Annotated in this window: 21 protein-coding genes; 19 read left to right on the top strand and 2 right to left on the bottom strand. The window is 44.4% G+C overall.

All coding sequences use genetic code 11. The features are described from left to right. The first annotated feature begins 258 nt into the window (after window positions 1-258). Window positions 259-1,485: an extracellular solute-binding protein gene (locus NYE58_RS28050; protein WP_341003590.1), complete on the top strand. Its 1,227-nt coding sequence runs from the start codon at window positions 259-261 to the stop codon at window positions 1,483-1,485. Here NYE58_RS28050 and NYE58_RS28045 read toward each other — a convergent pair. Further along, on the bottom strand, window positions 1,477-2,577 hold the full coding sequence (locus tag NYE58_RS28045; protein ID WP_076276798.1) for a coiled-coil domain-containing protein: 1,101 nt from the start codon (window positions 2,575-2,577) through the stop codon (window positions 1,477-1,479). The genes NYE58_RS28050 and NYE58_RS28045 overlap by 9 nt on opposite strands. 167 nt (window positions 2,578-2,744) lie before the next feature. Beyond that, a complete protein-coding gene (locus NYE58_RS28040; RefSeq protein ID WP_036683705.1) occupies window positions 2,745-2,981 on the bottom strand; it encodes a DUF2626 family protein in 237 nt (78 codons plus the stop codon). Between the two features lie 345 nt (window positions 2,982-3,326). Between NYE58_RS28040 and NYE58_RS28035 the strand changes: the two genes are divergently transcribed. The 18 genes from NYE58_RS28035 (at window position 3,327) to mraY (ending at window position 24,892) form a co-directional block, all read left to right on the top strand. Next, window positions 3,327-3,977 (top strand): RsfA family transcriptional regulator, encoded by a 651-nt coding sequence (locus tag NYE58_RS28035; RefSeq protein WP_036683702.1) that lies wholly within the window; start codon window positions 3,327-3,329, stop codon window positions 3,975-3,977. Window positions 3,978-4,084: 107 nt separating this feature from the next. After that, window positions 4,085-5,047 (top strand): ketopantoate reductase family protein, encoded by a 963-nt coding sequence (locus tag NYE58_RS28030; protein ID WP_076276752.1) that lies wholly within the window; start codon window positions 4,085-4,087, stop codon window positions 5,045-5,047. A gap of 21 nt (window positions 5,048-5,068) precedes the next feature. Then, on the top strand, window positions 5,069-5,455 hold the full coding sequence (locus NYE58_RS28025) for a DUF3397 domain-containing protein (protein ID WP_036683696.1): 387 nt from the start codon (window positions 5,069-5,071) through the stop codon (window positions 5,453-5,455). Window positions 5,456-5,605: 150 nt separating this feature from the next. Then, complete coding sequence (locus NYE58_RS28020) at window positions 5,606-7,315, top strand: peptide ABC transporter substrate-binding protein (protein WP_076129042.1); 1,710 nt, start codon at window positions 5,606-5,608, stop codon at window positions 7,313-7,315. A 221-nt stretch (window positions 7,316-7,536) separates the two neighbouring features. Continuing rightward, the gene (locus NYE58_RS28015) at window positions 7,537-8,469 is read left to right on the top strand and encodes an ABC transporter permease (protein WP_036683691.1); all 933 of its coding nucleotides are present in this window, start codon (window positions 7,537-7,539) and stop codon (window positions 8,467-8,469) included. Between the two features lie 3 nt (window positions 8,470-8,472). Next, on the top strand, window positions 8,473-9,408 hold the full coding sequence (locus NYE58_RS28010; RefSeq protein ID WP_036683689.1) for an ABC transporter permease: 936 nt from the start codon (window positions 8,473-8,475) through the stop codon (window positions 9,406-9,408). 11 nt (window positions 9,409-9,419) lie between these two features. Continuing rightward, window positions 9,420-10,415: an ABC transporter ATP-binding protein gene (locus NYE58_RS28005; RefSeq protein ID WP_036683686.1), complete on the top strand. Its 996-nt coding sequence runs from the start codon at window positions 9,420-9,422 to the stop codon at window positions 10,413-10,415. Continuing rightward, window positions 10,412-11,332 (top strand): ABC transporter ATP-binding protein, encoded by a 921-nt coding sequence (locus NYE58_RS28000; protein ID WP_036683682.1) that lies wholly within the window; start codon window positions 10,412-10,414, stop codon window positions 11,330-11,332. The genes NYE58_RS28005 and NYE58_RS28000 overlap by 4 nt, the downstream gene beginning before the upstream one ends. Window positions 11,333-11,562: 230 nt before the next feature. Then, entirely contained in the window at window positions 11,563-13,194 is a 1,632-nt protein-coding gene (gene bshC, locus NYE58_RS27995; protein ID WP_076129044.1) for a bacillithiol biosynthesis cysteine-adding enzyme BshC, read from the top strand. Between the two features lie 100 nt (window positions 13,195-13,294). Beyond that, entirely contained in the window at window positions 13,295-14,566 is a 1,272-nt protein-coding gene (locus NYE58_RS27990) for an adenosylhomocysteinase (RefSeq protein WP_170914265.1), read from the top strand. A 263-nt stretch (window positions 14,567-14,829) separates the two neighbouring features. Further along, window positions 14,830-15,267, top strand: coding sequence for a division/cell wall cluster transcriptional repressor MraZ (gene mraZ, locus NYE58_RS27985; RefSeq protein ID WP_036683674.1), 438 nt, complete (start codon window positions 14,830-14,832; stop codon window positions 15,265-15,267). A 36-nt stretch (window positions 15,268-15,303) separates the two neighbouring features. Beyond that, a complete protein-coding gene (gene rsmH / locus NYE58_RS27980) occupies window positions 15,304-16,257 on the top strand; it encodes a 16S rRNA (cytosine(1402)-N(4))-methyltransferase RsmH (RefSeq protein WP_076217858.1) in 954 nt (317 codons plus the stop codon). Window positions 16,258-16,280: 23 nt separating this feature from the next. Further along, the gene (locus NYE58_RS27975) at window positions 16,281-16,673 is read left to right on the top strand and encodes a septum formation initiator family protein (RefSeq protein WP_036683668.1); all 393 of its coding nucleotides are present in this window, start codon (window positions 16,281-16,283) and stop codon (window positions 16,671-16,673) included. 46 nt (window positions 16,674-16,719) lie between these two features. Continuing rightward, window positions 16,720-18,954, top strand: coding sequence for a penicillin-binding transpeptidase domain-containing protein (locus NYE58_RS27970; protein WP_341003588.1), 2,235 nt, complete (start codon window positions 16,720-16,722; stop codon window positions 18,952-18,954). Between the two features lie 79 nt (window positions 18,955-19,033). Then, window positions 19,034-20,959, top strand: coding sequence for a stage V sporulation protein D (locus tag NYE58_RS27965; RefSeq protein ID WP_076136530.1), 1,926 nt, complete (start codon window positions 19,034-19,036; stop codon window positions 20,957-20,959). 55 nt (window positions 20,960-21,014) lie between these two features. Continuing rightward, on the top strand, window positions 21,015-22,502 hold the full coding sequence (locus NYE58_RS27960) for a UDP-N-acetylmuramoyl-L-alanyl-D-glutamate--2,6-diaminopimelate ligase (protein ID WP_038572864.1): 1,488 nt from the start codon (window positions 21,015-21,017) through the stop codon (window positions 22,500-22,502). Further along, window positions 22,499-23,905: a UDP-N-acetylmuramoyl-tripeptide--D-alanyl-D-alanine ligase gene (locus NYE58_RS27955; RefSeq protein WP_076276753.1), complete on the top strand. Its 1,407-nt coding sequence runs from the start codon at window positions 22,499-22,501 to the stop codon at window positions 23,903-23,905. The genes NYE58_RS27960 and NYE58_RS27955 overlap by 4 nt, the downstream gene beginning before the upstream one ends. 21 nt (window positions 23,906-23,926) lie before the next feature. Continuing rightward, complete coding sequence (gene mraY, locus NYE58_RS27950) at window positions 23,927-24,892, top strand: phospho-N-acetylmuramoyl-pentapeptide-transferase (protein WP_036683653.1); 966 nt, start codon at window positions 23,927-23,929, stop codon at window positions 24,890-24,892.

Genomic DNA, 24,892 nt, shown 5'->3' with positions numbered 1-24,892 from the left:
GGAACTGTAGAAGCGAAGCGTTCGCCTTTATCCTCGGATTTTAACCGCATGATGCGGTAATTAAATCAGGAAATCTGAGGATAACAGCGATCGGAAGTCCAAAGCTTTCTTGTAATGGCGGTCAGATCACCTTCCTATTTTTAATGCCTCTGGCGTTTCACCCATATAATAGAAAGAGAACGGTTTCACAAACTAAAGACAAGCACCGGAGGGTTTGGTAAAATAGGGGAGACCAATCAAAAGGGAAGGTGGGAAATCGTGCTGAAACGCAAAAATTATTGGCTGCTTTTTGCAATTTTACTACTATCGCTGACAAGCCTGTCGCCCAGTATGGAATTGAGTACCAGTAACGATCCACGTCCTATGAAAAGACCACAAAGCCAGTCGACCCATCCCTCTTCCGGAGATGAGGGAACTATAGATAGCTTACACATAAGAGTATCGTTAAATAGCGAAGAATTTAGTGAACTGGAGCTCCTTAGCAACCGTTATACCTTAGAAAGTGGAGTAAAGGTTATTTTAAGCAATGTGGATATGGAGGATGCCGATGAGGTATTGAAGCATGATTTAACGATCGGGGATAGCCCGGATATAGTCATGGCAGATGGACGAAGCATTCTGGACTGGGCCACACGTGGATATTTATTGCCGATGGATGTGTATCAGAGCGTTCCGGGGAGTGCACCGTTAACACAGTTGATCCCCTGGATGCAGTGGAATGGATATAATTGGGGAGTCCCGTTAGATATAGATCCTTACGTGCTTGTTTATTCCCCACAACGGCTGGCGGAGCTGGGTTTTAATGTATTACCCAAAAGCCTCGAAGAGTGGAATATCCTGCTTCAGAATGTGCTAAAAGAGCAAGGGAAATATTTACTTGCGATGGATACCCGCAATCCTTATGGATTGTCAGCGGTAATGGAGAGCATGAATAGCAGCTTGTTAGCAGATAACCAAAATGTGTTGAATTGGATTCAGAATGCCCGCAGTTATTTTTATCTCACCAGCCGCTACAATAAAGATGTCTGGGATATGCTCCAAGGAGGTAGTGTCGCCGTTGCTTCATTACCGTTATCCGAGTGGCAGAAGCATGGAAATTCATCCCTTGCTGCTGTACCGGCCCTGACTGCTAATAATGGGGGTGGGTTTGAATCCTGTTACAGTCGATCTTTTGCCCTTCCAGCTCAATCTCAAAGTCCAAAGGAAGCTGTGAATTGGCTGACCTTTATCACCTCTGAGGATGCTCAGCTGGATTGGTTGGAGAATACGGGTAGCTTGCCGGCGCTTGATGTTCTTTATCGTTCGGAGCATGCTTTTAAATACAAGCTTCCTTTCGATGTTGAGCTATTGCTGACAGAAGAAACCGCCCCGGAGGATGAGTCACAGGGCGGCTGGAGTAAGGTTGTTGAAGCTGTATCGTTACTATTAACGGGGCAGATAGATGCGGAAGGCTACAAAGAATTTCTAAAAGAAGGCCTAAAATGAAATGGAAAGCTTAACATGCAAGACGCCCTCTTGGCTATCTACTGCCGTGGCACGAAGGAAAGATACTATTTTGCCTGGATAAAAGCCTAAGTCAAATTCTTCTTCCAACGTTTTTCTTGTTGTGTCAGGCAATTCAAGACCGTTAAATACAATATGATCGACTTGGAATATAAGGCCGTTGATCGGTTCTTCCTGAATGGTATAGTGACCGGTCAGTGAAAGGGCTAGCGCTCCGCTTTTTCCAGTGGCAGTAATCGATCCGTCATTGAAATGAAAGGCGAAGTCTTTAAACAGCGAATTCTGCGATTGCAAAAATTCATTCAGATCCTCTTCCTTCAGGTTTAGCTCATAAGTCATTCCTTTTCGAGTCAGTACACCCTCTCGATTCTGAACAAACTGTGGTAGGTTATTCATTGCGGAGGATAACGCCTTGAAATAAGTTTTTACCTCGTGCAGGCCGATATTCTCCCAATATAATGTGAATTCTTTAAGTAGAGTACTCATATTTTCAGGATCGCTGCTATTTTTAATCCCACCCTCAATATCCTTGTTGAGCGCGTTTACCCGAACTTGCTGTTCCTCCAGAGCCGTACGCAATCGGGCGAGCTCTTCCGAGTTTCGCTTCGCAGTCTGAAGGGTATCCTTCAAATCCTTATATTGTTCTTCATATTGTGAGAGAATATCGCGGTCATTTCCAATAATAATCTCATAATAATCGAACAGAGCCAGGAATCTGCTGATACTTTTTGCTGAAAAAAACGCGGCCAGAAGATTATCTCTATCCCCCATATAATAAGAACGCACAACTGCACCTGCCCGTTCCTGTTGGTCCGCAATGGCTGTTTTTTTCTGGGTAGCTTGTCTGTTCAGGCTTTCTACCTTTTGTTCAAGCGCTTTTTGTTCGGCTGTAATCTTGATGATTTCACGTTCAATTTCTGCAGAAGACAAGGTCTGTTCAAGTAGTTTACGGGTTTCTTCATTATCTGGTATAGCAGAGTTGAAAAAATCACCGCTAGGATCGGCAGACAAGTACTTCACAGGTTGTAACGGAAACAAAGTACAGCAGAAGAAAATTAGTATGGTTGCAATCATGCGGCTTTGTAAATTGCGGGAGCGCACCACACCACCACCTTTTTTTTGAAATGATATATGTATGTACTAATAATATGTTTAACCCTTCTAAAATAGCATACAAACAAAAAAACGGAAGTGATCCTTATAAGATAAGGACCTCATCCGCTCCAAAAGAGTACTGCAATTTATAGTGGAAGACCCATTTGAAAGATCGTCCAATAACTAAATCCGGTGAAAGTCAGAATCATGTATGCCCAGAAGAGAAGAACATAAGTTTTTTCAGTAAATTTCATATAGCCAAGTATTACGAAAAATGCAGTTTGTAAAAAGAAAAGCAAGGCCATTTCTGTTAGACCTCCGGCGAAAGCCATCAATCCAATAGCTAATGTGAAAAAACCTAATACCCGAAACATGCGGTCCAAGAGAGAGTCCCCCTTCCAGTATGTATCTCACGAATATTCCTTCGATTTATTATACCCTCAACATAATTATGTGTAAACGAATTCATTGAAAAAAATGCACTAATCTTCAAAAAATGTGATTTTTATAATTGACCTGAGTGATTAGTGCTTTAAAAAAGAGAATTTATAGTTTTATGCGTATGATGTACGCAGATAATGGAAATACAAATTAGTATCAAATAGATTCTATGAACTCTATGAGAAGCATAGAAATGGAGTAAGCAGCTTTTATCCCTATTCACTACCCGGCAGAACTGCCGGTTATGGAGATGGTTATTTCATGACGTTGTTAGGAGGTTTGGCTTTATGACAGCCGTTAGACAGGACGCTTGGAGTGCAGAAGATGATCTAATATTGGCAGAAGTAACTTTGCGACACATTCGGGAGGGCAGCACACAGCTTGCCGCTTTTGAAGAGGTGGGTGAAAAAATCGGCAGAACTTCGGCCGCTTGCGGATTCCGCTGGAACAGTTGTGTTCGGAAAAGTTATGAAGGTGCAATCGGTATTGCTAAAGGGCAACGTCAAAAGCGTAGCTACCTGAAAAAGCAGCCGTCAGTAAGAGGAGCGCAAGTAGCTGGTCTCATTCTGGGTGATGTCGATGAGGAATTTGGGCGCGGTGAGGGATTAAGTGAAAACACATTATCCATTGATGCGGTCATTCGTTTCTTAAGACAATGGAAGGGTACGATCCAGGAAGCAGGACGTCAGCTGAAAATGCTGGAAAGAGACCTGCGCGAGAAGGAAGATGAATTAACAGAATTACGATCTGAGAATGAACGGTTGTCTAAAGAGGTTAATCTTGCTCAAAGCGACTACCGGGTAGTCAACGATGATTACAAAGCTTTAATTCAGATTATGGATCGTGCTCGCAGGCTTGCTTTCTTAAATGAAGAAGAAGAAGAAATGAAGACTCGTTTCAAAATGGATGGTAACGGAAATTTAGAACGCATTGAATAAACGATAGGTTAACTAACAATCCCGCAAGTGGTCTGCTTTTTAAGCACCACTTGCGGGGTTTTTGGTATACTTAGAAAAATTGTGCTTAAGATCAGCAGGAGGGTTATATGAAAATTGATATAATTGGTGCAGGTTCACTCGGGCTGCTGCTGGCAGGGAGACTGATCCAAGCCGGGAATGATGTGAGGCTATGGTGCCGAGGGATAGAACAATGCCAACGATTAGGGCGTGATGGCTTAACGGTTACCTACGAGGATGAACGCGAGCCGATAACAATTTCGGAAGATCAGTTTGTATCCGCGCCAATAGGGGAGTTCGCAGGTGCTTATCTAGAAGAGCCGAGTGATTGGATCGTGGTGACGGTTAAACAGAATACTCTACATAATGATTTTCCTGAATTTCTATCCCTACTTAAGGAAGAGCAAGTACATATGATTTGTTTTCAGAATGGAACAGGACATATGGAGATGTTAGGAGGCTTGTTGCCAAACGCCAATTTATATGTAGCTGTGACTACGGAGGCTGCGAAGCGCAAATCATTAACTGAGGTCATTCATGCAGGAGCAGGGGAGGTGTGGATAGGAAAATGGAGCTTAGGGGATGGACAAGCTCATAGCATACATAATGATTTAACAGCGAATAATTTAATAGAAGTTCTCATAATGGCAGGATTCGCAGCCTTTTTGTCGAATGAAGTGGATACCATGATTTACCGGAAGCTCTTGATCAATGCCGTTATTAATCCACTCACGGCGATTTGGCGTATTCCAAATGGGGAGCTGCTGTCTTCAGAGCAACGCCTCCAATTAATGAAGGAAGTTTTTGAAGAAGTAACAATGGTGTATGATTTCTGTGAAATTACTTATGATAAGGATGCTTGGGATAACATCCTTCAGGTGTGCCGGTTAACGTCTGGCAATATTTCATCTATGCTGGCAGATGTACTTGCTTCAAGAACCACAGAAATTCGTTGGATCAATGGAAGTCTTGTAGAAATGGCAGAACGATCTGGAGTGTCGGCACCATTAAATCGCTGGCTCTGCCAATTAGTAGAAGGTATTGGGGTATGATCTCTGGGGAGAGGTGAAGCTATGGGACTGCTGATGGATTCGGTTATTACTTTAAGCGTTATTCCGATTGTGCCGTTTTTGATTGTTTTTTTCATTGGAAAAGGCTTAAAAAAAGATAAAAAGAAAACTTTTATGCTCGCAATGGACGTGACCACATTTTTTTTATTATTGTCGGTCTCCGCATTGTTTAACAACATCTTTAATTCCGGTTTTGGGTTTTACCTTATACTAATTATTGTATTAATATCCGCTGGACTGATTGGCGGAGCTCAAAATCGGATGAAAGGAAAGGTAGATGGAAAGCGGTTATTTCGGGCAGTTTGGAGACTTTCGTTCTTTTTTATGAGCGTAGGATATTTATTATTTATGTTTGTTGGGCTAATTACCTACATATCACAAGCGATGTAACGTTCCACTGCTTCGGTGAAGCGTCAACGTCACAAAAGTTTAAAGTTTTAAAAAAAAAATATTTTCTGAAAACATTGCACTAGATTTTTTTGACCACTGGTTGTATAATCATAAACCATATACCACATTCTATTTAGGGGGAACTGCTAGATGAAGAAGAGTAAAAGTCTATTGCTAATGATTGCATTAGTACTTGTTATCGGCACAGTGCTTGCTGGCTGCGGCGGAAACAATGCAAACAGCGGCAATAAAGGTAACAATGCTAACACTGGTAACACGGCAACTGGTAATGCAGCTACAGAAGAAAAATTGGCTGCTGACCAAACATTGAGAATTAACCTTAGTTCTGAGCCTCCAACATTTGACCCAGGATTGGCTCAAGATAGCCAAGCTCACACTGTCCTGACAACAATGTACGAAGGTCTGACTCGCATGAATGCTGAATCTGGTCAAGCTGAACCAGGTGTTGCTGAAAGCTGGGAAGTTTCCGCTGACGGTCTGGTATATACTTTCAAACTCCGTGATTCACAATGGAGTAATGGCGATCCTGTAACAACAGAAGACTTCGTTCGCGCTTGGAAACGCGTGCTCGATCCTGCTGCTGCATCCGCTGCACCTTACGCTTATCAATTGTACTACATCAAAAATGCTCAAAAGTTCTACAACAAGGAAATTACCGATTTCAGTCAAGTAGGTGTCAAAGCGGTTGATGAGAAAACTCTTGAAGTTACTCTTGAAGCCCCAACTCCTTACTTCCTTGGATTGCTTTCCTTCTACACTTATTACCCTGTACACAAATCCATTGAGAGTAATCCTAAATGGGCAACAAGCAAAGATACTATGATCGTTAACGGTGCTTTCACTCTTACTGAGTGGACTACAGGTCAAACACTTGTTGTAACTAAAAACGATAAATATTGGGATAAAGATTCCATTAAACTTAACAAAATCGACTTCTCCCTTGTAAACAGCGGTGCAACTGAGCTGCTCAGCTACAAGAACGGTGAATACGATCGTGCCGGTGGACCAACTGGTGAAATTCCATCAGAACAAATTCCAATCGTGCAAAAAGAACTTCCTAACGAATTCAGCCGTAAAGGTATTGCTTCCGTATACTACTACGAATTCAATATCACTGAAAAACCTTTCACAAACGCTAAAATCCGTAAGGCTCTTGCAATGTCCATTAACCGTCAAGCTTTGATTGACAATGTAGTACAAGGTGGACAATTCCCAGCCTACGGTTATGTACCTCCTGGTATCGCTGGTGCTGATGGTGAATACCGTACAGCAGTTAAAGATAGCTACTTCACTGAAGATCTAGAACAAGCTAAAACATTGCTTGCTGAAGGTCTGAAAGAAGAAGGTATGGATAAACTGCCTACATTCTCCCTGACTTACAACACAAGTGAAGGTCACAAGAAAATCGCTTTGGCGATTGCTGATATGTGGAAAAACAATCTTGGTATCGACGTACAAACCGTTAACCAAGAGTGGGCTGTATTTATTGAAAACCGTCAAAACCTGAACTACCAAGTTGCTCGTGCTGGTTGGACTGCGGATTACAATGATCCAATGACTTTCCTTGATATGTGGGTAACAGGTGGCGGTAACAATGATACTGGTTACGCTAACCCTGAGTATGACAAATTGATCAGCGAAGCTAAAACAAGCACTGACTTGGCAGTACGTCAAGAAAAGTTTGCTGCAGCTGAGAAATTGCTCATTGAGCAAGATATGGTTCTGATTCCTTTGTACTACTACACTAACAACTCCCTGACTAAAGAGTACCTTAAAGGTGTTACTCTTGACTTTAGTGGTGCAATTGACTTGACTCGCGGATACTTGCTTGAGCACTAAGATATTGCTTTAGTAATTACAACAGAATAGTTAGTTGACTGAAGTTGCAGAATACTTCGGGATATATATGTGGAATTCCATATATATCCCTTTTTTTTGTATTCCTGTCTATTTGTTAATTAATGTTATTAATAACATATATAGAAAATAGACAAAAATCCGTTTTTTTCATAAAATCATTATTATGTGTATCAAAAATTGTCGGAGGAGGTGTGATGGGGATGGTTCGTTATGTCGCAAATAAGTTTTTCTATATGTTGGTTTCTCTATTTGTATTGATTTCAGCTACCTTTTTCTTGATGAAAGCTATTCCGGGGGATCCGTTTACTTCTGAAAAGAAGGTACCGCCAGAAATTAAAGCACGTCTGATGGAACAATATGGTCTGGACAAGCCGCTCTCTCATCAGTATTTTAAGTATTTAGGTGATATTATCCAAGGTGACCTAGGTGTCTCAATGAAACGCCTAAATCAAGATGTATCACATTTGATCAGTCAAACCTTTTCAGCGTCGCTGAAGCTGGGACTCGTCGCAATCGTTGTGGCGGTTATTGTCGGAGTATTTCTCGGCATGTTGGCGGCACTCTATCACAGAAAGTTTATTGACAGCGCAGCTATGGTGCTGGCAGTTCTGGGGATTGCGGTTCCGAGCTTTGTAGTCGCGTCATTACTGCAGTATGTATTTGCTTTCAAACTGGGTTGGGTACCGGTTTCAGGTTTTAAAGGGCCAATCTATTATTTCTTACCCGTGGCCGCGCTCTCGGCACAGCCGATCGCCTTTATCGCCCGCTTGACCCGTTCAAGTATGCTTGAAGTTTTGAATGCGGATTATATCAAAACGGCTAAAGCAAAGGGATTGAGCTGGATGGCTATTCTGAGCCGCCATGTACTTCGTAACGGAATTCTACCTGTTGTTACTTATATGGGTCCAATGACAGCTAACATCGTAACTGGTTCGGTTGTTATCGAGCAGATCTTTGGTGTTGGGGGTATTGGTAAACAGTTCGTGGAAGCGATTGGTGTCCGTGACTATACCGTTATTATGGGGATAACCATTTTCTATGGTGTATTACTCATGGTTGCCCGCTTTATTACGGATATTGCTTATGTATTAATTGACCCACGTATGAAATTAAGTGGAGGAAAGGAGGGCTAAATAGTGGCTACTGAAAATAACTTGCTAAATCTAAAACCGGAAGATTTTCAAAAAGTCGGTGTAGATGAAAAAGAAGCCGAAGTTATCCAGCGTGAGAGTCTCTCTGCTTGGAAAGACTCTTGGCAACGGTTGCGTCAAAATAAAATGGCGATGACTGCGCTCGGTATCCTGGGTTTGATTGTACTTGCAGCGATTTTTGCACCTTTTATCTCGAAATATAACTATTATTCTAATGATTTGATGAGCACCAATAAGCCCCCTTCCTCCGATCACTGGTTTGGAACGGATGATCTTGGTCGTGATATCTTTGTGCGTACTTGGTACGGTGCACGGATTTCCTTGATCGTTGGTCTTGCTGCGGCAGCCATCGACTTGTTCATCGGTGTTATCTACGGAGGCATTATGGGCTTCTTCGGCGGCCGTGTAGATAATATTATGAATAAATTCTCTGAAATTTTGTATTCTATTCCTTATTTGCTGGTTGTAATCTTGCTCTTGGTCGTTCTTGAGCCAAGTCTTGGAACAATCATCCTAGCTCTAACCATTACAGGCTGGATTACGATGTCGTGGATTGTGCGTGGAGAAATTATGCAGCTCAAGAATCGTGAATTCGTATTGGCGTCCCGTTCCATGGGTGCTGGTTCTGCGAGACTGTTGTTCAAGCACCTTCTGCCGAATGCGGTTGGTCCGATTATCGTAACCATTACACTGTCTGTACCAAATGCTATCTTTGCTGAGGCCTTCCTAAGCTTCTTGGGTCTTGGTGTACAAGCTCCTGTTGCTTCACTTGGATCGATGATCAATGACTCACTCACCGGCTGGTTGTACTATCCATGGCGCTTCTTGTTCCCTGCGATCCTAATCAGCTTAACAATGCTTTCTTTCAACATTTTCGGTGATGGTCTTCGTGACGCGCTTGATCCTAAGCTGAAGAAATAGGAGGAATATGGATGGAACCTATTTTACAAGTCAAAGATTTGCATATTTCCTTTTTTGTTAAGGGCGGAGAAGTACAAGCTGTCCGTGGTATGAATTTTGAAATTGGCAAAGGCGAAACGGTTGCCATCGTCGGCGAGTCCGGCAGCGGTAAGAGTGTAACTGCTCAATCGATTATGCGTTTGATCCCTTCCCCACCTTCTAAAGTGAAAAAGGGAGAGATTATTTTTCAAGGACAGAATCTGCTAGACAAAAGCATGAAAGAAATGGAATCTATTCGCGGTAAAGATATTGGCATGATTTTTCAAGACCCGATGACTTCTCTGAACCCAACCATCAAAGTGGGCAAACAGATCACTGAAGTTTTGATTAAACATCAGAAAATGTCAGCGGCCGAAGCGAAAAAGCAAGGTATGGAGATGTTGAAATTAGTAGGCATTAAAAATGCGGAGGCTCGCTTTAACCAATATCCCCACGAATTCTCAGGCGGTATGCGCCAGCGTGTAATGATCGCAATCGCGTTAGCTTGCCGTCCGGCTTTGCTGATAGCAGATGAGCCTACAACAGCTCTAGATGTAACCATTCAGGCGCAGATCATGGAAGTTATGAGAGAGATGCAGCAAAAACTAGGTACCTCCATTATTCTGATTACACATGATCTGGGCGTAGTTGCTGGCATGTGTGATCGGGTGATTGTAATGTATGCAGGTGAGGTTGTGGAGACCGGAACAAGATGGGAAATCTTTAAAAATCCACAACATCCATACACCAAAGGTCTGCTGCGCTCAATGCCGCGTCTGGACCAAAAGAAAGGCGAGCCGCTTATTCCGATCATCGGCACACCGCCAGATCTGATCAAGCCGCCGATCGGCTGTCCGTTCACTGCTCGTTGTAATGAAGCGATGCATGTGTGCGAACAAATCGATCCCGGCGCCACAGAATTCAGCGAAACGCATATGGCGCGTTGCTGGAATCTGCATTCGATGGCCAAGGAGGTGCAGTACTCTTGAGTAAGAACCTAATAGAGGTAGAAGGTCTTAAGAAATATTTTAATGTAGGTAAAGGTAAGGTTCTTAAGGCTGTTGATAATATTAACTTCACGATCCGTGAGGGCGAGACACTTGGGATGGTAGGTGAGTCCGGTTGTGGTAAGACTACTGCTGGACGTACGATTCTTCGCTTGTATGAGCCAACTGCTGGAAGTGTGAAATATAATGGTACAGACATTTATAAATTGCCTGGAAATCAAATGAAGGCTATGCGCCGTGACATGCAAATGATTTTCCAAGATCCGTACGCATCGCTTAACCCGCGGTTTACGGTTTCTGATATCATCGGCGAGGCACTGGACATTCACGGAATGGCTGGCAGCCGTGCAGAACGTAAGAAACGGATTGAAGAACTGCTGGATATGGTTGGTCTTAACCATGACCATGCAACCCGTTATCCGCATGAATTCTCCGGTGGACAACGTCAACGTATCGGGATTGCCCGTTCGTTAGCGGTTAATCCTAAGTTCATCGTTTGTGATGAGCCGATTTCCGCACTTGACGTATCCATTCAAGCTCAGGTCGTTAACTTGCTTAAAGAATTGCAAGATCGTCTTGGATTGACTTATCTTTTCATCGCGCATGATCTGTCCATGGTTAAACATATCAGTGATCGCGTAGCAGTTATGTACTTGGGTAAAATGGTTGAGTTGGCGGAAAGTGAAGAGCTGTATGCAAATCCTATCCACCCTTATACTAAATCCCTATTGTCGGCTATTCCAGTTCCGGACCCGGAAATTGAAGTCAACAAAAAACGTATTCACTTGCATGATGAGCTTGGCAGCCCTATTTATTCTGCTAACGATAAGACCAATGACAGTGACTTTGAATTAGTAGAAGTATCTAAAGGCCACTTTGTCAGCAAAAAATTCGCATAATTTATACTTAGGTTTTCAAAGGCGGGAGCATTATGCTCTCGCCTCTTGTATGTATTTAGGATATTATTTAATGAATTTATAGTATAATTGAACAGTTGGCTGTACCTGTGTTGCTGATATCAAGACATGTTTTACTTTGACGCGGCTCCTGACTTTGGATACAATCATAGAGAGTTTTTACGAACTTGGATTTACATATAACTGCTTAGTAGAACTGGAGGCACTAGCAAATGAATATTGTAACGGAACCGCTCAAGGGTGGATCTGCACTCTCGCGCGACTATATAGATCATTTTGAAAAGGTTAGTCATTTGTACGGTGGGGATTTCCGCAATAAAGAAAGTAGAAGTAGAAGGGCGGAGTGGCTAGACGGCAGAGAAAGCCTTCGTGCCGACCGGACTCAGATTGCTGAGTGTCTGCGTCAATATAATGAAAAGCATAACTCGCATGATGCGGTGATGGCTTCGCTGGCGCTCTTAGAGCAGCCGGGGACATTAGTGGTGACAGGTGGGCAGCAAAGCGGACTATTTACTGGACCCCTGTTAGTGGTATATAAAGCTGCAACTACTATTATGGCGGCAAAAGAAGCAGCTGAACAACTCGGCCGACCTGTAGTTCCTTTATTCTGGATTGCAGGTGAAGATCATGACTGGGATGAAGTGAATCATACGTATGTACTGAATCGTACGCAGGAGATTACTAAGATTAAGATAGAAAAGTCAGAAGAGAAACGCTCCTCAGTAAGTGATATTCGTGTAGAAGAGGAAAGCTGGCAGCAGGTAGTGGAACAGTTAGACGGTCTGCTTCAGGAAAGCGACTTTAAGCCGCAAATTATGGAATTCATTCGCACTTCTTCTTTTAGAGCAGATAGTATGACAGATGCATTTGCCAAGCTGATGGGTTCATTATTTGGTAAATTTGGTCTAATTCTGCTTGATTCTGCTGATCCCAACTTACGTAAGTTAGAACAGCCATTTTTCACTTCGCTAATTATGCAGAATGATGCACTGGAAACAGCGTATATGAATTCTGCTTCTGATATTGTGGGCGCCGGATATGAGCTTCAGGCTGATGTTACAGCTGGCAATGCCAACCTCTTTTATATTCATGAAGGTACACGGCTTCTGCTTCACAAGAAGGACGGAATCTTTACGGATCGCAAGGGTCAGGTATCCTTTTCCCGTGATGAATTACTTGAGGAGGTGCAGGCACATCCGGAACGCTTTAGCAATAATGTGCTGACACGTCCACTTATGCAGGATTATGTGTTGCCTGTTCTGGCAACGGTGCTGGGTCAAGGTGAGATTGCTTACTGGGCCATTCCGCGTCGTGCGTTTGAGACCATTGGGGGAGAAATGCCGTTAATTATCCCTAGAATGTCTTTTACTGTCGTAGAAGGTACGCTGCACAAGCATATGGATAAATATCAACTTAGCTTTGAGGATGTAAGACAAGGACTGGATCATAAAAGACATGAATGGCTGGCCGCACAGGATGAGCTGGGGATTGAACGTCGTTTTGAAGAAACCAAGACCTCATTCGCCGCCATGTACGAACCGCTGATTGAGCAGCTTGGAACGGTTCAGGCCGGTCTGCTTAAGCTGGGGAATAACAATAAAGAGAAGATTCTAGATCAAATTACTTTTTTACAGGCGAAAGCCCAAGATGCAATGGCAAAACAGAACGAAGCTGCAATCCGGCAATGGGAGCGAATCGAGCTGTCGTTAATGCCACTGGGTAAACTGCAGGAAAGAGTTTACAATATCATGTATTACTTGAACCGGTACGGGCTTGCTTGGCTGGATGAGTTAATGACGGTTGAACCGGATTACAGTGGAACACATCGCATCATTTATATGTAATGGAAGTATCGCTTCATAAAACTAAGCTTTTGCTTACGAAGTGAGTTTTGTACGAAGCAGATAACTGGAGTAATTTCCCACAAAACTTATAGGAGGTTTCATAATGAGTTCATCTAAACAAAATAGTATCGTGGCTGATATGTCACTCGCACCGGAAGGGCATTTGAAAATCGACTGGGTTCGCCAGCATATGCCGGTACTGAACCGTATTCGTGAGCAGTTTGAAGCAGAACAGCCATTTAAAGGTCTGAAAGTATCGATCACATTGCATTTGGAAGCTAAAACCGCTTATTTGGCGAAGGTTGTCAAAGCTGGTGGTGCAGATGTAACCATTACAGGTTCGAATCCACTATCTACACAGGATGATGTATGTGCAGCGCTTGTGGAGGATGGAATCACAGTATTTGCTAAATACAATCCGTCTCCTGAAGAATTTAAAGCCCTTAATATCAAAGCACTGGAGAGCAAACCGGACTTGATTATTGATGACGGTGGGGATTTTGCTACATTGCTGCATTCGGAGCGTCCTGATCTGATGGAGAATATTCGCGGGGGGGCTGAAGAAACAACTACCGGGATTATTCGTTTAAAAGCTCTGCAAAAGCAAGGCGTATTGAAGTTCCCAATGGTCGCGGTTAATGATGCCTACTGCAAATATTTGTTTGATAACCGTTATGGCACCGGCCAATCGGCATGGGATGGAATTATTCGCACAACCAACCTTATCGTAGCGGGCAAAACAGTAGTTGTTGTCGGTTACGGCTGGTGTGGTAAAGGTGTTGCCATGCGCGCCAAAGGACTTGGAGCAAAAGTGGTTGTCACAGAAGTTGATGCGATTAAAGCCGTTGAAGCACATATGGACGGTTTTGAAGTAATGCCAATGCTGGAAGCAGCTAAGGTTGGTGATTTCTTCGTTACAGTAACTGGTAACCGTTATGTAATTCGCGGTGAACATTATGATGTGATGAAGGATGGAGCAATCATGTGCAACGCGGGCCATTTCGACGTTGAAGTGAATAAGCCTGAGCTGTCGGAAAGATCCGTATCCCAACGTACCGTTCGCAAAAATATCGAAGAGTACCAGCTTCGTGACGGACGTAAATTATATCTGCTTGCTGAAGGCAGACTTGTAAATCTGGGTGCTGCTGATGGTCACCCTGCTGAAATTATGGATACAACCTTTGCACTCCAGGCACTGTCGCTGAAATATGTAAATGATAATTATAAGAGCATTGGCGTAAAAGTTGAAAATGTTCCTTATGAGCTGGATGAGCAAGTAGCACGTTATAAGCTGGAAAGTCTGGGCATTAACATCGATAGCCTCACTCCGGCACAAGTCGATTATTTGGACAGCTGGAATTTGAACGATTAATAACTGAACGCATAACAATAAAGTGTATTAACCAGTGTACCTTGAACTGAAGCAACTTTTTTAACAAAGCCATGCAACGGACAAGATTCCGATTGTATGGCTTTTTTCTGTGGAGAAATGTTTTTCGGGAAACGAGCTATCTGATTTAGGAAAAATTTCCTTGGCCAGAAAAAGGTTTTTGATTTTTAATGGCGAATCTATTATGCTTAAGTGGTGAAAAGTGGGGTAAAGTGGGGATTCGGGGATTAGGGGTGGGAAAAAGGATGTTCATGGGAGAGTATCAACACAGCATTGACGACAAAGGCCGAATCATTATTCCGGCTAAACTCCGTGAATTGCTCGGAACCTCCTTCGTGACGACCCGCGGCCTAGACTCCTGCCTGTTTGTTTATCCCATGGAAGAATGGGCAATCATGGAACAAAAGCTTAAAAGCCTTTCGCTGATGAAATCAGATGCCCGCGCATTTAGCCGCTTTTTTTTCTCAGGTGCAACTGAATGTGTTTGGGATAAGCAGGGAAGGGTAAATCTGCCGGCCAATTTACGGCAGTATGCCAAACTGGACAAAGACTGTGTCATTCTGGGCGTTTCGAACCGGGTGGAAATCTGGAACAAAGAGCTTTGGGAACAGTACTTCGAACAGTCCGAGGAATCGTTCAACGAAATCGCTGAGAAATTGGTGGATTTCAATTTTGATCTATAAAACACAATAACGAATACTGTCCTGGAGGGATGCAGCTTGTTTCACCACATCACGGTGCTTAAGGAAGAAGCGACAGAAGGGCTGCACATCAAAAAAGACGGAATCTATGTAGATTGCACTCTCGGTGGAGCGGGTCACAGCTCACTTATCGCTTCCAAGCTTAGCGGCGAAGGCCGTTTAATCTGTTTGGATCAAGATGATTGGGCTTTGGAGAACGCCAAAGAAAGATTAGCGGAATACGGAGACAAGGTTGTGACTATTAAGACTAACTTCCGTGATCTGGAGAGTGTACTTAAGGATGTGCCCTTTGTGCCACAAACAGATGGTATTCCCCAAGTAGATGGATTGCTCTTTGATCTTGGCGTATCCTCTCCCCAGTTTGACGAAGGGGAACGAGGCTTTAGTTACAATCATGATGCTCCGCTGGACATGCGCATGGATCAGTCAGCACTTTTGACGGCTGCTGAAATTGTGAATACATGGTCCGAGCAGGAGATTGCCCGTGTTCTTTTCCAATATGGAGAAGAGAAATTCTCGCGGAGAATCGCTAGAAAAATTGTAGACAGAAGAGAAGAAGCTCCTATTGAGACAACAGGAGAATTAGCAGAACTGATCAAGGAAGGTATCCCGGCAGCTGCTCGAAGAACAGGAGGGCATCCCGCTAAACGTAGCTTTCAAGGATTAAGGATTGCTGTGAATGACGAATTGGGTGCTTTTGAAGAAGGGCTACATAGTGCAGTACGTTGCCTTGCACCAGGAGGCAGAGTATCCGTCATCACCTTTCATTCGCTCGAAGACCGAATTTGCAAGCAAATTTTTAGCAGCTATTTAAGCAGATGTACATGCCCGCCTGACTTTCCGTTTTGCGTATGCGGCGCGAAAGGCACGCTTAAGTTAATCAATCGTAAACCGCTTGTGCCTTCTGAAGAAGAGCTTGAGCTTAATACCCGAGCCCGCTCAGCTAAGCTGCGCATTGCAGAAAAATTGTAATTGACGATAAAGGAGAGTCAGAGATGGCCTATACCCGCGGCAATTTAGCAGTTCAGCCCAAAAGAAAAGAAGAGGTAAACCCCCTTTACCGCGAGAAGACAAAAGTAGTTACCAGACGAAGAGTACTTCCGCTGCAAGAGAAACTTTTGTATATGCTGACGCTAGGAGTATGCGTTCTGGTGGCGATCACCCTGATTTCACGTTACGTCCAAATTTATGATTTGAACTTGCAGGCTCAGAAATTAGATCAGGATATTGCAACAGCCAAGAAGCAGATTTCTACGTATCAGATGGAAAAGCAGAATCTAGAGCAGAAAGTCGCCCAAAAAGCACGGGATCTTGGTTATGTGTCCCCGGATGAGAATGCAACAATCTATATTCCGGCAAGCTCGGCAACGACTCCAGGTGATAATTAGTGAGCGATTGGCAAGATCGCAATAAAAAAAGTTGTGAGGTTCGCTTATGCTGAAAAGAATAAAACTTCGCACGCTGTTTATAGGAGGGTGTATTACCCTCTTTTTTCTTGTTTTGATCGTTAGAGTGTTCTGGATTCAAGTTATGCAAGGTGAGGAATGGCAGGAAAAGGCCGCCACACTTTGGGCGCATACCTCAACTATCAAAGCGGAGCGAGGTACGATTTCTGACCGTAACGGGAGTGTGCTCGCTAGCGATGTCCCTGCTTATACCGTGGTGGTGAATCCTGAAGTGATTCAACAACAAGGCATCGGGGAAGAGGTCATCACAGGATTACACGAATTGCTCGGCAAACCAGAGGATGAGCTGCGTAAGCTGGTTGAAGCCAAGGACGAAAAGACGGATGCTTACCTCAAGAACCGGGAAATTCGTAATGAAGGCTGGAAGATTGATCAGGAGCTTGCCGATAAGGTGAAAGAATTTTATGTAGCCCTAGGTAAAGAACATAAAATTCAAGAGACCGGTATTGGGCTTGTTAGAGAGCAGAAACGATATTATCCAAAAGATGAATTAGCTGCACATATCTTAGGTTATACAGATAGGGACGGCAATGCTATCATGGGACTGGAAAAATACTTTGATACGGAGCTTAAGGGTGCCGATGGCAAGCTGCTTTATCAAAGTGACGGTCAAGGGGTGAAATTGCCGGATTCACAAGATACCTATAAGCCAGTAGTAAATGGAAGTAATTTCAAGCTTACAATCGATAGTACGATCCAGCATTATATAGAAGAGGCCATGCAAAAGGCGTATGCGCAATATAAGCCAAAAAGTATGAGTGTCATTGCTGCTGATCCGAACACGATGGAGATTTTGGGATTAGCCAATATGCCTACCTATAATCCAAATGAATTTTGGAAGACCGGGGCCGATGGGGCGGGATTTTATAATCATGCTATTAAATCTAAATACGAGCCTGGTTCCACTTTCAAAATTGTAACGCTTGCCGCCGCAGTAGAAGAAAAGCTTTTTGATCCTGTTGCGACATTTTTGTCCGGGTCCATCCGGATAAAGGGATATAGTAAGGCACTGCATGATATTAATCATGCTGGATGGGGGCAAATCAGTTTTCTTGAAGGTGTGAAACGTTCTAGTAACGTTCTATTCGTTAAGCTATATGAAATGCTCGGACAGGACAAGCTATTACAGTATATCAATGATTTTGGCTTCAATGAGAAAACGGGAATCGATCTGCCAGGAGAAGTAAGCGGGGTCGTTAACCCTAACCTTGGACGTCCTATAGAAATTGCGACACTCGCATATGGACACGGTAAAGTGCTAGTAACCCCACTTCAACAGCTAGTTGCCGTATCTGCTATCGCTAATGGGGGGAAGTTGATGACTCCGTATGTAGTTAAGGAGGTCACAAACCCTAACACTGGTGAGACAAAGGTTACTCAGCCTAGTGTAGTGCGTCAGGTGATTGATGAGGAAAGCGCCAAGAAAACGGGTGAATATTTGGAGCAGGTTGTTGCTGACCAAGTAAAAGGAACAGGCCGCAACGCTTATATTGACGGCTATCGCGTGGCAGGTAAGACAGGAACGGCTATCAAGGTTGAAGGTAAGGATTATGTGAAATCCAAAGTACTTGTCTCCTTTATTGGTTATGCTCCTGTTGATGATCCAAAGATCGCTGTTATTGTCATTATTGACGAACCGAACGTTGAGGTTGGCGGCGGTAAGGCAGCTGCTCCAGTATTTAAAGAGATTGTATCCCAGTCTCTGCAATACATGGGAGTACCTAAGCTGGCGTCTGAGGCTAGTGATAGCAGCAGCAAAAAGCCGGCTAAGACTGAAACAGTCGCACTTCGGACTACACCAGATCTAACAGTCAAGACGATGAAGGAAGCAAGAGAAGCGCTTTTGGATCAAGGCTTCGATTATGTAGTGGTCGGTGAAGGATCTACTGTAGAGAGTCAATATCCTGAGGCAGGTACGAAGCTTGCTACAGGGCAACGGATCTATTTATTAAGTCCGCAGGGGGCTCAGCCTACCATTCCAGATCTAAAAGGGGAATCCCTGCGTGATGCACTTGAAATTCTAACTCTACTAAAAGTAGAGATTGCGGTAGACGGTGAAGGTTACGTCTCAGAACAGATTGTAGGCACGCAAAATGGCAAGACCTTGGTCACTTTGAAAATGAAGCCTTTAAATGATTATGGCGAAGATATTCCCGTGGCCCCGCCTGCTGATGAGGGGACAGATTCCGAGAGCGGAACATAGCTTGTTCTAACCCCTGTTTGTCCCGAATAGTCATGAAGATAAGAGCTCATGTCTATTGTTGAAAGTGGGGGAGAACGGAATGAAGGTTTCCAAAGTCGTAACACGGCGGAGAATGCTGTGGACATTGCTGGGACTGGCAGTGTTATTCGGTTCGCTGGTCGTGCGTCTTGCGTATGTGCAATTATCTCAAGGGGAGGAATTGACTGCGAAGGTAGAAGATTCCTTGCGCCGCAATATTCCTTTTACCGCTAAACGTGGTGAAATTATGGATCGTGAAGGTGTGCCGCTCGTTTCTAATATCACCACACCTACAGTGTATGCAGTACCGGTGCAGGTAAAAGAGAAGCAAAAGACAGCACAGCAATTAGCTCCACTGCTTGGGATGACTGAGGAGAAGCTGATGACATTGCTGTCCAAAAAAGAAATGTCGGTGAAACTTCAGCCCGGCGGCCGCAAAATTACGATGGATCTTGCCGCGAGCATCCGTGATTTGCAGCTGCCGGGCATCGTTGTCGCTGAGGATAGCAAAAGGTATTACCCTTACGGCGATTTAGCCGCGCATATTCTAGGCTTCACAGGTATAGATAACCAGGGTATTACAGGAGTAGAGAGTATATATGACAATCTGCTCAAAGGTATAGCCGGCAATATTTCTTATTTGTCTGATGCGGGCGGAAGACTTATGCCTGGCTCATCTGAGAAATATTCTGCCCCTCAAGACGGACTTAATCTGGAGCTGACGATTGATAAACAGATCCAGTCCATTATGGAACGTGAGCTTGATCAGGCTATGGTAAAATATCAGGCGCAGGGTGCTTGGGCTATAGCTATGAATCCGAAGAATGGTGAGATACTAGCCATGGCTAGCAGACCGGGGTATGAACCAGCATCATACAAGGAATATGATGCGCAGATTTACAACCGGAATCTGCCTATCTGGATGACCTATGAACCTGGTTCAACGTTCAAAATCATCACTCTGGCTGCTGCGCTGCAGGAAGGTAAAGTAGATCTTCAGAACGATCATTTCTATGATCCGGGGTTTATCGAGGTGGCGGGCGCAAAACTGCGCTGCTGGAAAAAGGGCGGTCATGGTAGTCAAACCTTTCTACAGGTAGTTGAGAACTCCTGTAACCCTGGGTTTGTCGCCTTAGGGCAACGGCTGGGAAAAGAATCACTTTTCAAATATATTCGTGATTTTGGTTTTGGCAGCAAAACGGGAATTGATCTGAATGGGGAAGCTAATGGTATTCTGTTCAAGCTTAATCAAGTAGGTCCGGTAGAGCTTTCGACTACAGCCTTTGGTCAAGGGGTTTCGGTTACGCCTATTCAGCAGATTGCTGCGGTATCCGCGGCTATCAACGGCGGTAATCTCTATAAACCGCATGTAACAAAAGCATGGGTTAACCCGGTTACTGGAGAGACTGTATCAGAGGTGAAGCCAGAGCTTGTGCGGCAGGTCATTTCGGAGGAAACATCCAAGAAGGTGCGGGCAGCACTTGAGAGCGTGGTTGCCAAAGGCACAGGACGGCCGGCTTTTATTGACGGCTATCGTGTAGGTGGCAAGACGGGTACTGCACAGAAGGTTGTAAATGGACGTTATTCTCCAACAGAGCACATTGTTTCTTTTATTGGCTTTGCGCCGGCGGATGATCCTCAGATCGTTGTGTACACTGCCGTGGATAATCCGAAAGGGATTCAATTTGGGGGTGTGGTTGCAGCTCCAATCGTGCAAAATATTTTGGAAGACTCGCTGCACTATATGAAGATTCCGGAGCGCAGTGATCAGCTTCCCAAAACTTATAAGTATGGCGAAACTCCGATAGTGACCGTACCTGATCTTACCGGAGCAACGGTGCAGGATATCTATGAGGATTTAAATATGAATTTTAATCTTGCACGTTCAGGCACAGGAAATACGGTCATCAATCAAGCTCCTAAGGCTGGGGCCAGAGTAGAACAGGGCTCAACCATCAGGATTTATATGGGAGCATCTAGTGAATAATGATTAAGGTATAAGGTTTCAGCTCGTATCCGAAAATGTAGAGTGAGGGATTACTATGAAAGTTAACGAATTATCTGCTTGTCTTGCTACTTCGCAACTATACGGGGATGGAGATGTGGAGATTACTGATCTTCAGACGGATTCCCGCCGTGTAGGCCCGGGAGATCTATTCATCTGTTTGCCTGGGCACACCGTGGACGGGCACAAATATGCGCCGCAAGCAGTAGCCTCCGGAGCGGCGGCTATTGTATGTGAGCACAAGCTGGAGCTTGATATCCCGCAGATTGTTGTGGATGACTGCCGGTTTGCGATGTCTGTCATGTCGAATGCTTTCTTTGGCTCACCTAGCAGCCGGATGAGAATGATCGGAGTGACGGGCACAAACGGCAAAACAACAACGACTTATCTCATTGAGCGGATTATGCAGGATCAGAATATGAAGACAGGTCTGATTGGAACGATTCAAATGCGCTATGACGGCAAAAGCTACCCTATGTCAGGCACAACTCCAGAATCGCTAGATCTGCAGCGTTCCCTTCATGATATGGCTTCCAAAGGTGTGGAATGTTGTGTAATGGAAGTATCCTCTCACGCACTTCAGCAAGGACGTGTGAAGGGTGCGGACTTCCGTACGGCAATTTTTACGAACTTAACCCAAGATCATCTGGATTATCATCATACAATGGAGGAGTATCGGGCGGTTAAAGGGCTCTTTTTCTCCAGATTGGGAAATGTGATCTCTCCGTGGAAGGAAGAACGCAAATATGCGGTGTTGAACGCGGATGATGAAGCCAGTCAATATTTTGCAGCCCAAACTGCGGCGGAAGTGATTACATATGGCATTGATAACAACGCTAATGTCCGAGCTTCGCAAATATCGATCACAGCAAAAGGAACTTTTTTCCATGTAGATACGTTTAAGGGGAAGACGGACATTTCGCTCCGTATGGTTGGTAAGTTCAATGTCTACAATGCACTCGCGGCGATTACAGCTGCTTTATTGGAAGATGTCTCTCTGGCTGATATCAAGACTAGTCTTGAGGCAATCGATGGTGTAGCTGGACGGGTGGAGTCAGTGGACGAAGGTCAGGAATTTGCTGTTATCGTTGACTACGCACATACACCAGACGGGCTAGAGAATGTATTAAAAACGGTCTGCGAATTTGCTACCGGCAAAGTGCTTACAGTATTTGGCTGTGGCGGTGACAGAGACCGGACGAAACGTCCATTAATGGGGAAGATCGCTGCACGATATAGCGACATGGTATTCGTAACTTCTGACAACCCCCGGACGGAGGACCCTCAACTAATCTTGAAGGATATAGAAGCAGGACTAGTAGAGGATGGAGTCACCTCTGACCGGTATCATATGATTGTTGATCGCCGAGAAGCTATCGGGAAGGCTATTGAAATGGCAAGCCCTGGCGATGTAGTATTGATTGCGGGGAAAGGTCATGAGACCTATCAACTGATTGGCGGAGTGGTTCATGATTTCGATGACCGCATCGTCGCTAAAGAAGTTATAAGGGGCCGAAACTATTGATTACAAGAACGCTTGAAAATATTGCTGCCATGTGCGCAGGGGAACCTGCTGCTGTCGAAGCTATGAATACAACCCTTACGGGAGTTGTTACCGACTCCCGTAAGATCACACCCGGCTGCCTGTTTGTGCCTCTATCTGGAGACAAATTCGATGGTCACCACTATGCTGCCGCAGCACTGGCTGCTGGTGCGGGTGCAACCTTGTGGCAACGCGATAAAGGACCGGTACCTGAAGGTGGCGGAGTTATTATTGTTGAAGATACACTAGAGGCTCTTCAGAAGTTGTCCGCTGCTTATCTGAAGGAAGTGGCTCCACAGGTTGTCGCTGTTACGGGCAGTAACGGGAAAACAACAACAAAAGATATCATTATGTCACTGCTTGAAGTGCAGTTCAAAGTGCATAAGACAGCAGGGAATTTCAATAATCATATCGGTCTTCCGCTTACTATTTTATCCATGGCTGAGGATACAGAGATCGCTGTACTTGAAATGGGGATGAGCTCGCGGGGAGAAATTGCTCTGCTGGCTTCTTTGGCTGAACCAGACGTAGCGGTAATTACTAATGTAGGCGAGTCGCATTTACTGCAGCTGGGGTCACGTAAAGAAATAGCCCGCGCCAAGCTGGAGATTGCTGAAGGGCTGAAGCCGGGGGGATTGCTGATTTATAATGGTGACGAACCGCTGCTGACTGAGGTAATGCAAGAGTCCACTTTTAAGGCTCCAGAAGGGATGAGAACCTTCCGATTTGGTCTAAATGAGGATAATGATGATTATCCAACAGGGATGATGTCCCATACTGGAGGCATGACGTTCACGTCAAGCCGTCATAAGGAACATGCTTTTACATTACCGCTGCCAGGTCAGCATAACGTTGTTAACGCTCTGGCTGCACTAGCGGTTGCTCGTCATTTTGGGGTTACGGAGCAGAATATGAAGGAGGGTCTCAGCAGGCTCAAGTTGACGGGCATGCGGATTGAAGTGATTCGGACTTCCTCCGGACTTACGCTTTTAAACGATGCTTATAATGCCAGCCCTACTTCTATGAAGGCGGCTATAGATGTCCTGCAATCTATGAAATGCAGTGGCAATAAAATCGCTGTGCTCGGGGACATGCTGGAACTTGGGCCGGAGGAAGTAGAATTTCATCAAGAAATAGGCTACTACCTTGACCCTTCATTAACTGATTTTGTATGTACTTACGGACCATTATCCGTTCATATTGCCAAAGCAGCAGAAGAGAAATTCGGCAAAGAGTGCGTAAAAGCTTTTACAGATAAAGCGGAACTAACCGCTGTCCTTCTAGAGAAATGCAGTGCTAAGGATATTGTTCTATTTAAAGGATCAAGAGGAATGAAGCTCGAGGAAGTGCTTCAGAGCCTAAATAAAGATATTCAACAGACCTAAATCATTGGAGGGGGTGTACCCATGGATTATCAACTATTGTTATTGACTATTGCTGTTTCCTTTATCCTTGCGGTCATTGCCGCTCCGCTCTTCATTCCGCTTCTGCGCAGGATGAAATTCGGACAGCAGGTGCGAGATGACGGACCGCAAACCCATTTGAAGAAAGCGGGAACGCCGACTATGGGCGGTATCGTGATTATCGTAGCTTTTACCTTGTCTTATCTGAAATTTTCTGTGGTGAATACAGATTTTTACGTACTGCTCGTAGCTACGCTTGGTTTTGGATTGATCGGGTTTTTGGATGACTATATCAAAATTGTATTTAAGCGTTCCTTAGGGCTCACAGCACGTCAAAAGTTATTTGGACAGCTGCTGGTTGGTGCTCTGATGTGCGGTCTTCTGATTTATGCCGGACACAGTACAAGTATCAGCGTACCAGGTACTGATTTCAGCTTTGATTGGGGTGGCTGGTTCTATTATCCATTCATCATTATTATGATGATGGCAGTGACGAATGCCGTTAACTTTACAGATGGAGTCGATGGACTGTTGTCCGGGGTTAGTGCCATTGCTTTGGCCGCATACGCGGTGGTGGCAATGCAGGCTACGTCTATTGCGGCAGGTGTATGTGCTGCGGCCATGATTGGTGCTGTACTTGGCTTTCTTGTGTTTAATGCCCACCCTGCTAAAGTATTTATGGGGGATACGGGTTCGTTTGGTATTGGTGGCGCGATAGGTGCTATTGCTATTGTCACGAAGAGTGAGCTGCTGTTTCTCATCATTGGCGGTGTTTTTGTAATTGAAATGTTGTCCGTTGTGATTCAAGTCGTTTCATTTAAAACCCGTGGCAAACGTGTATTCAGAATGAGCCCGATTCACCATCATTTTGAGCTTGGTGGCTGGTCGGAGTGGCGTGTGGTAATTTCGTTCTGGGCGGTTAGCTTGGTGTTGGCTGCTGTGGGACTATTTATTAGCAAGGGGTTGTAG

The organism is Paenibacillus sp. FSL L8-0708 (assembly GCF_038009325.1).
In the GTDB taxonomy this organism is placed as follows: Bacteria; Bacillota; Bacilli; order Paenibacillales; family Paenibacillaceae; genus Paenibacillus_AQ; species Paenibacillus_AQ odorifer.
This window is presented reverse-complemented; position numbering and strand designations above follow the sequence as displayed.

Excerpts from the sequence above, each read along its gene's own strand:
- NYE58_RS28025 (WP_036683696.1), top strand. The coding sequence starts at position 5,069 with ATGGGACTGCTGATGGATTCGGTTATTACTTTAAGCGTTATTCCGATT.
- bshC (WP_076129044.1), top strand. The coding sequence starts at position 11,563 with ATGAATATTGTAACGGAACCGCTCAAGGGTGGATCTGCACTCTCGCGC.
- NYE58_RS27965 (WP_076136530.1), top strand. The coding sequence starts at position 19,034 with ATGAAGGTTTCCAAAGTCGTAACACGGCGGAGAATGCTGTGGACATTG.
- NYE58_RS27960 (WP_038572864.1), top strand. The coding sequence starts at position 21,015 with ATGAAAGTTAACGAATTATCTGCTTGTCTTGCTACTTCGCAACTATAC.
- NYE58_RS28005 (WP_036683686.1), top strand. The coding sequence starts at position 9,420 with ATGGAACCTATTTTACAAGTCAAAGATTTGCATATTTCCTTTTTTGTT.
- NYE58_RS27970 (WP_341003588.1), top strand. The coding sequence starts at position 16,720 with ATGCTGAAAAGAATAAAACTTCGCACGCTGTTTATAGGAGGGTGTATT.
- NYE58_RS28030 (WP_076276752.1), top strand. The coding sequence starts at position 4,085 with ATGAAAATTGATATAATTGGTGCAGGTTCACTCGGGCTGCTGCTGGCA.
- mraY (WP_036683653.1), top strand. The coding sequence starts at position 23,927 with ATGGATTATCAACTATTGTTATTGACTATTGCTGTTTCCTTTATCCTT.
- NYE58_RS28015 (WP_036683691.1), top strand. The coding sequence starts at position 7,537 with ATGGTTCGTTATGTCGCAAATAAGTTTTTCTATATGTTGGTTTCTCTA.
- NYE58_RS28020 (WP_076129042.1), top strand. The coding sequence starts at position 5,606 with ATGAAGAAGAGTAAAAGTCTATTGCTAATGATTGCATTAGTACTTGTT.
- NYE58_RS28045 (WP_076276798.1), bottom strand. The coding sequence starts at position 2,577 with ATGATTGCAACCATACTAATTTTCTTCTGCTGTACTTTGTTTCCGTTA.
- NYE58_RS28035 (WP_036683702.1), top strand. The coding sequence starts at position 3,327 with ATGACAGCCGTTAGACAGGACGCTTGGAGTGCAGAAGATGATCTAATA.
- NYE58_RS27975 (WP_036683668.1), top strand. The coding sequence starts at position 16,281 with ATGGCCTATACCCGCGGCAATTTAGCAGTTCAGCCCAAAAGAAAAGAA.
- mraZ (WP_036683674.1), top strand. The coding sequence starts at position 14,830 with ATGTTCATGGGAGAGTATCAACACAGCATTGACGACAAAGGCCGAATC.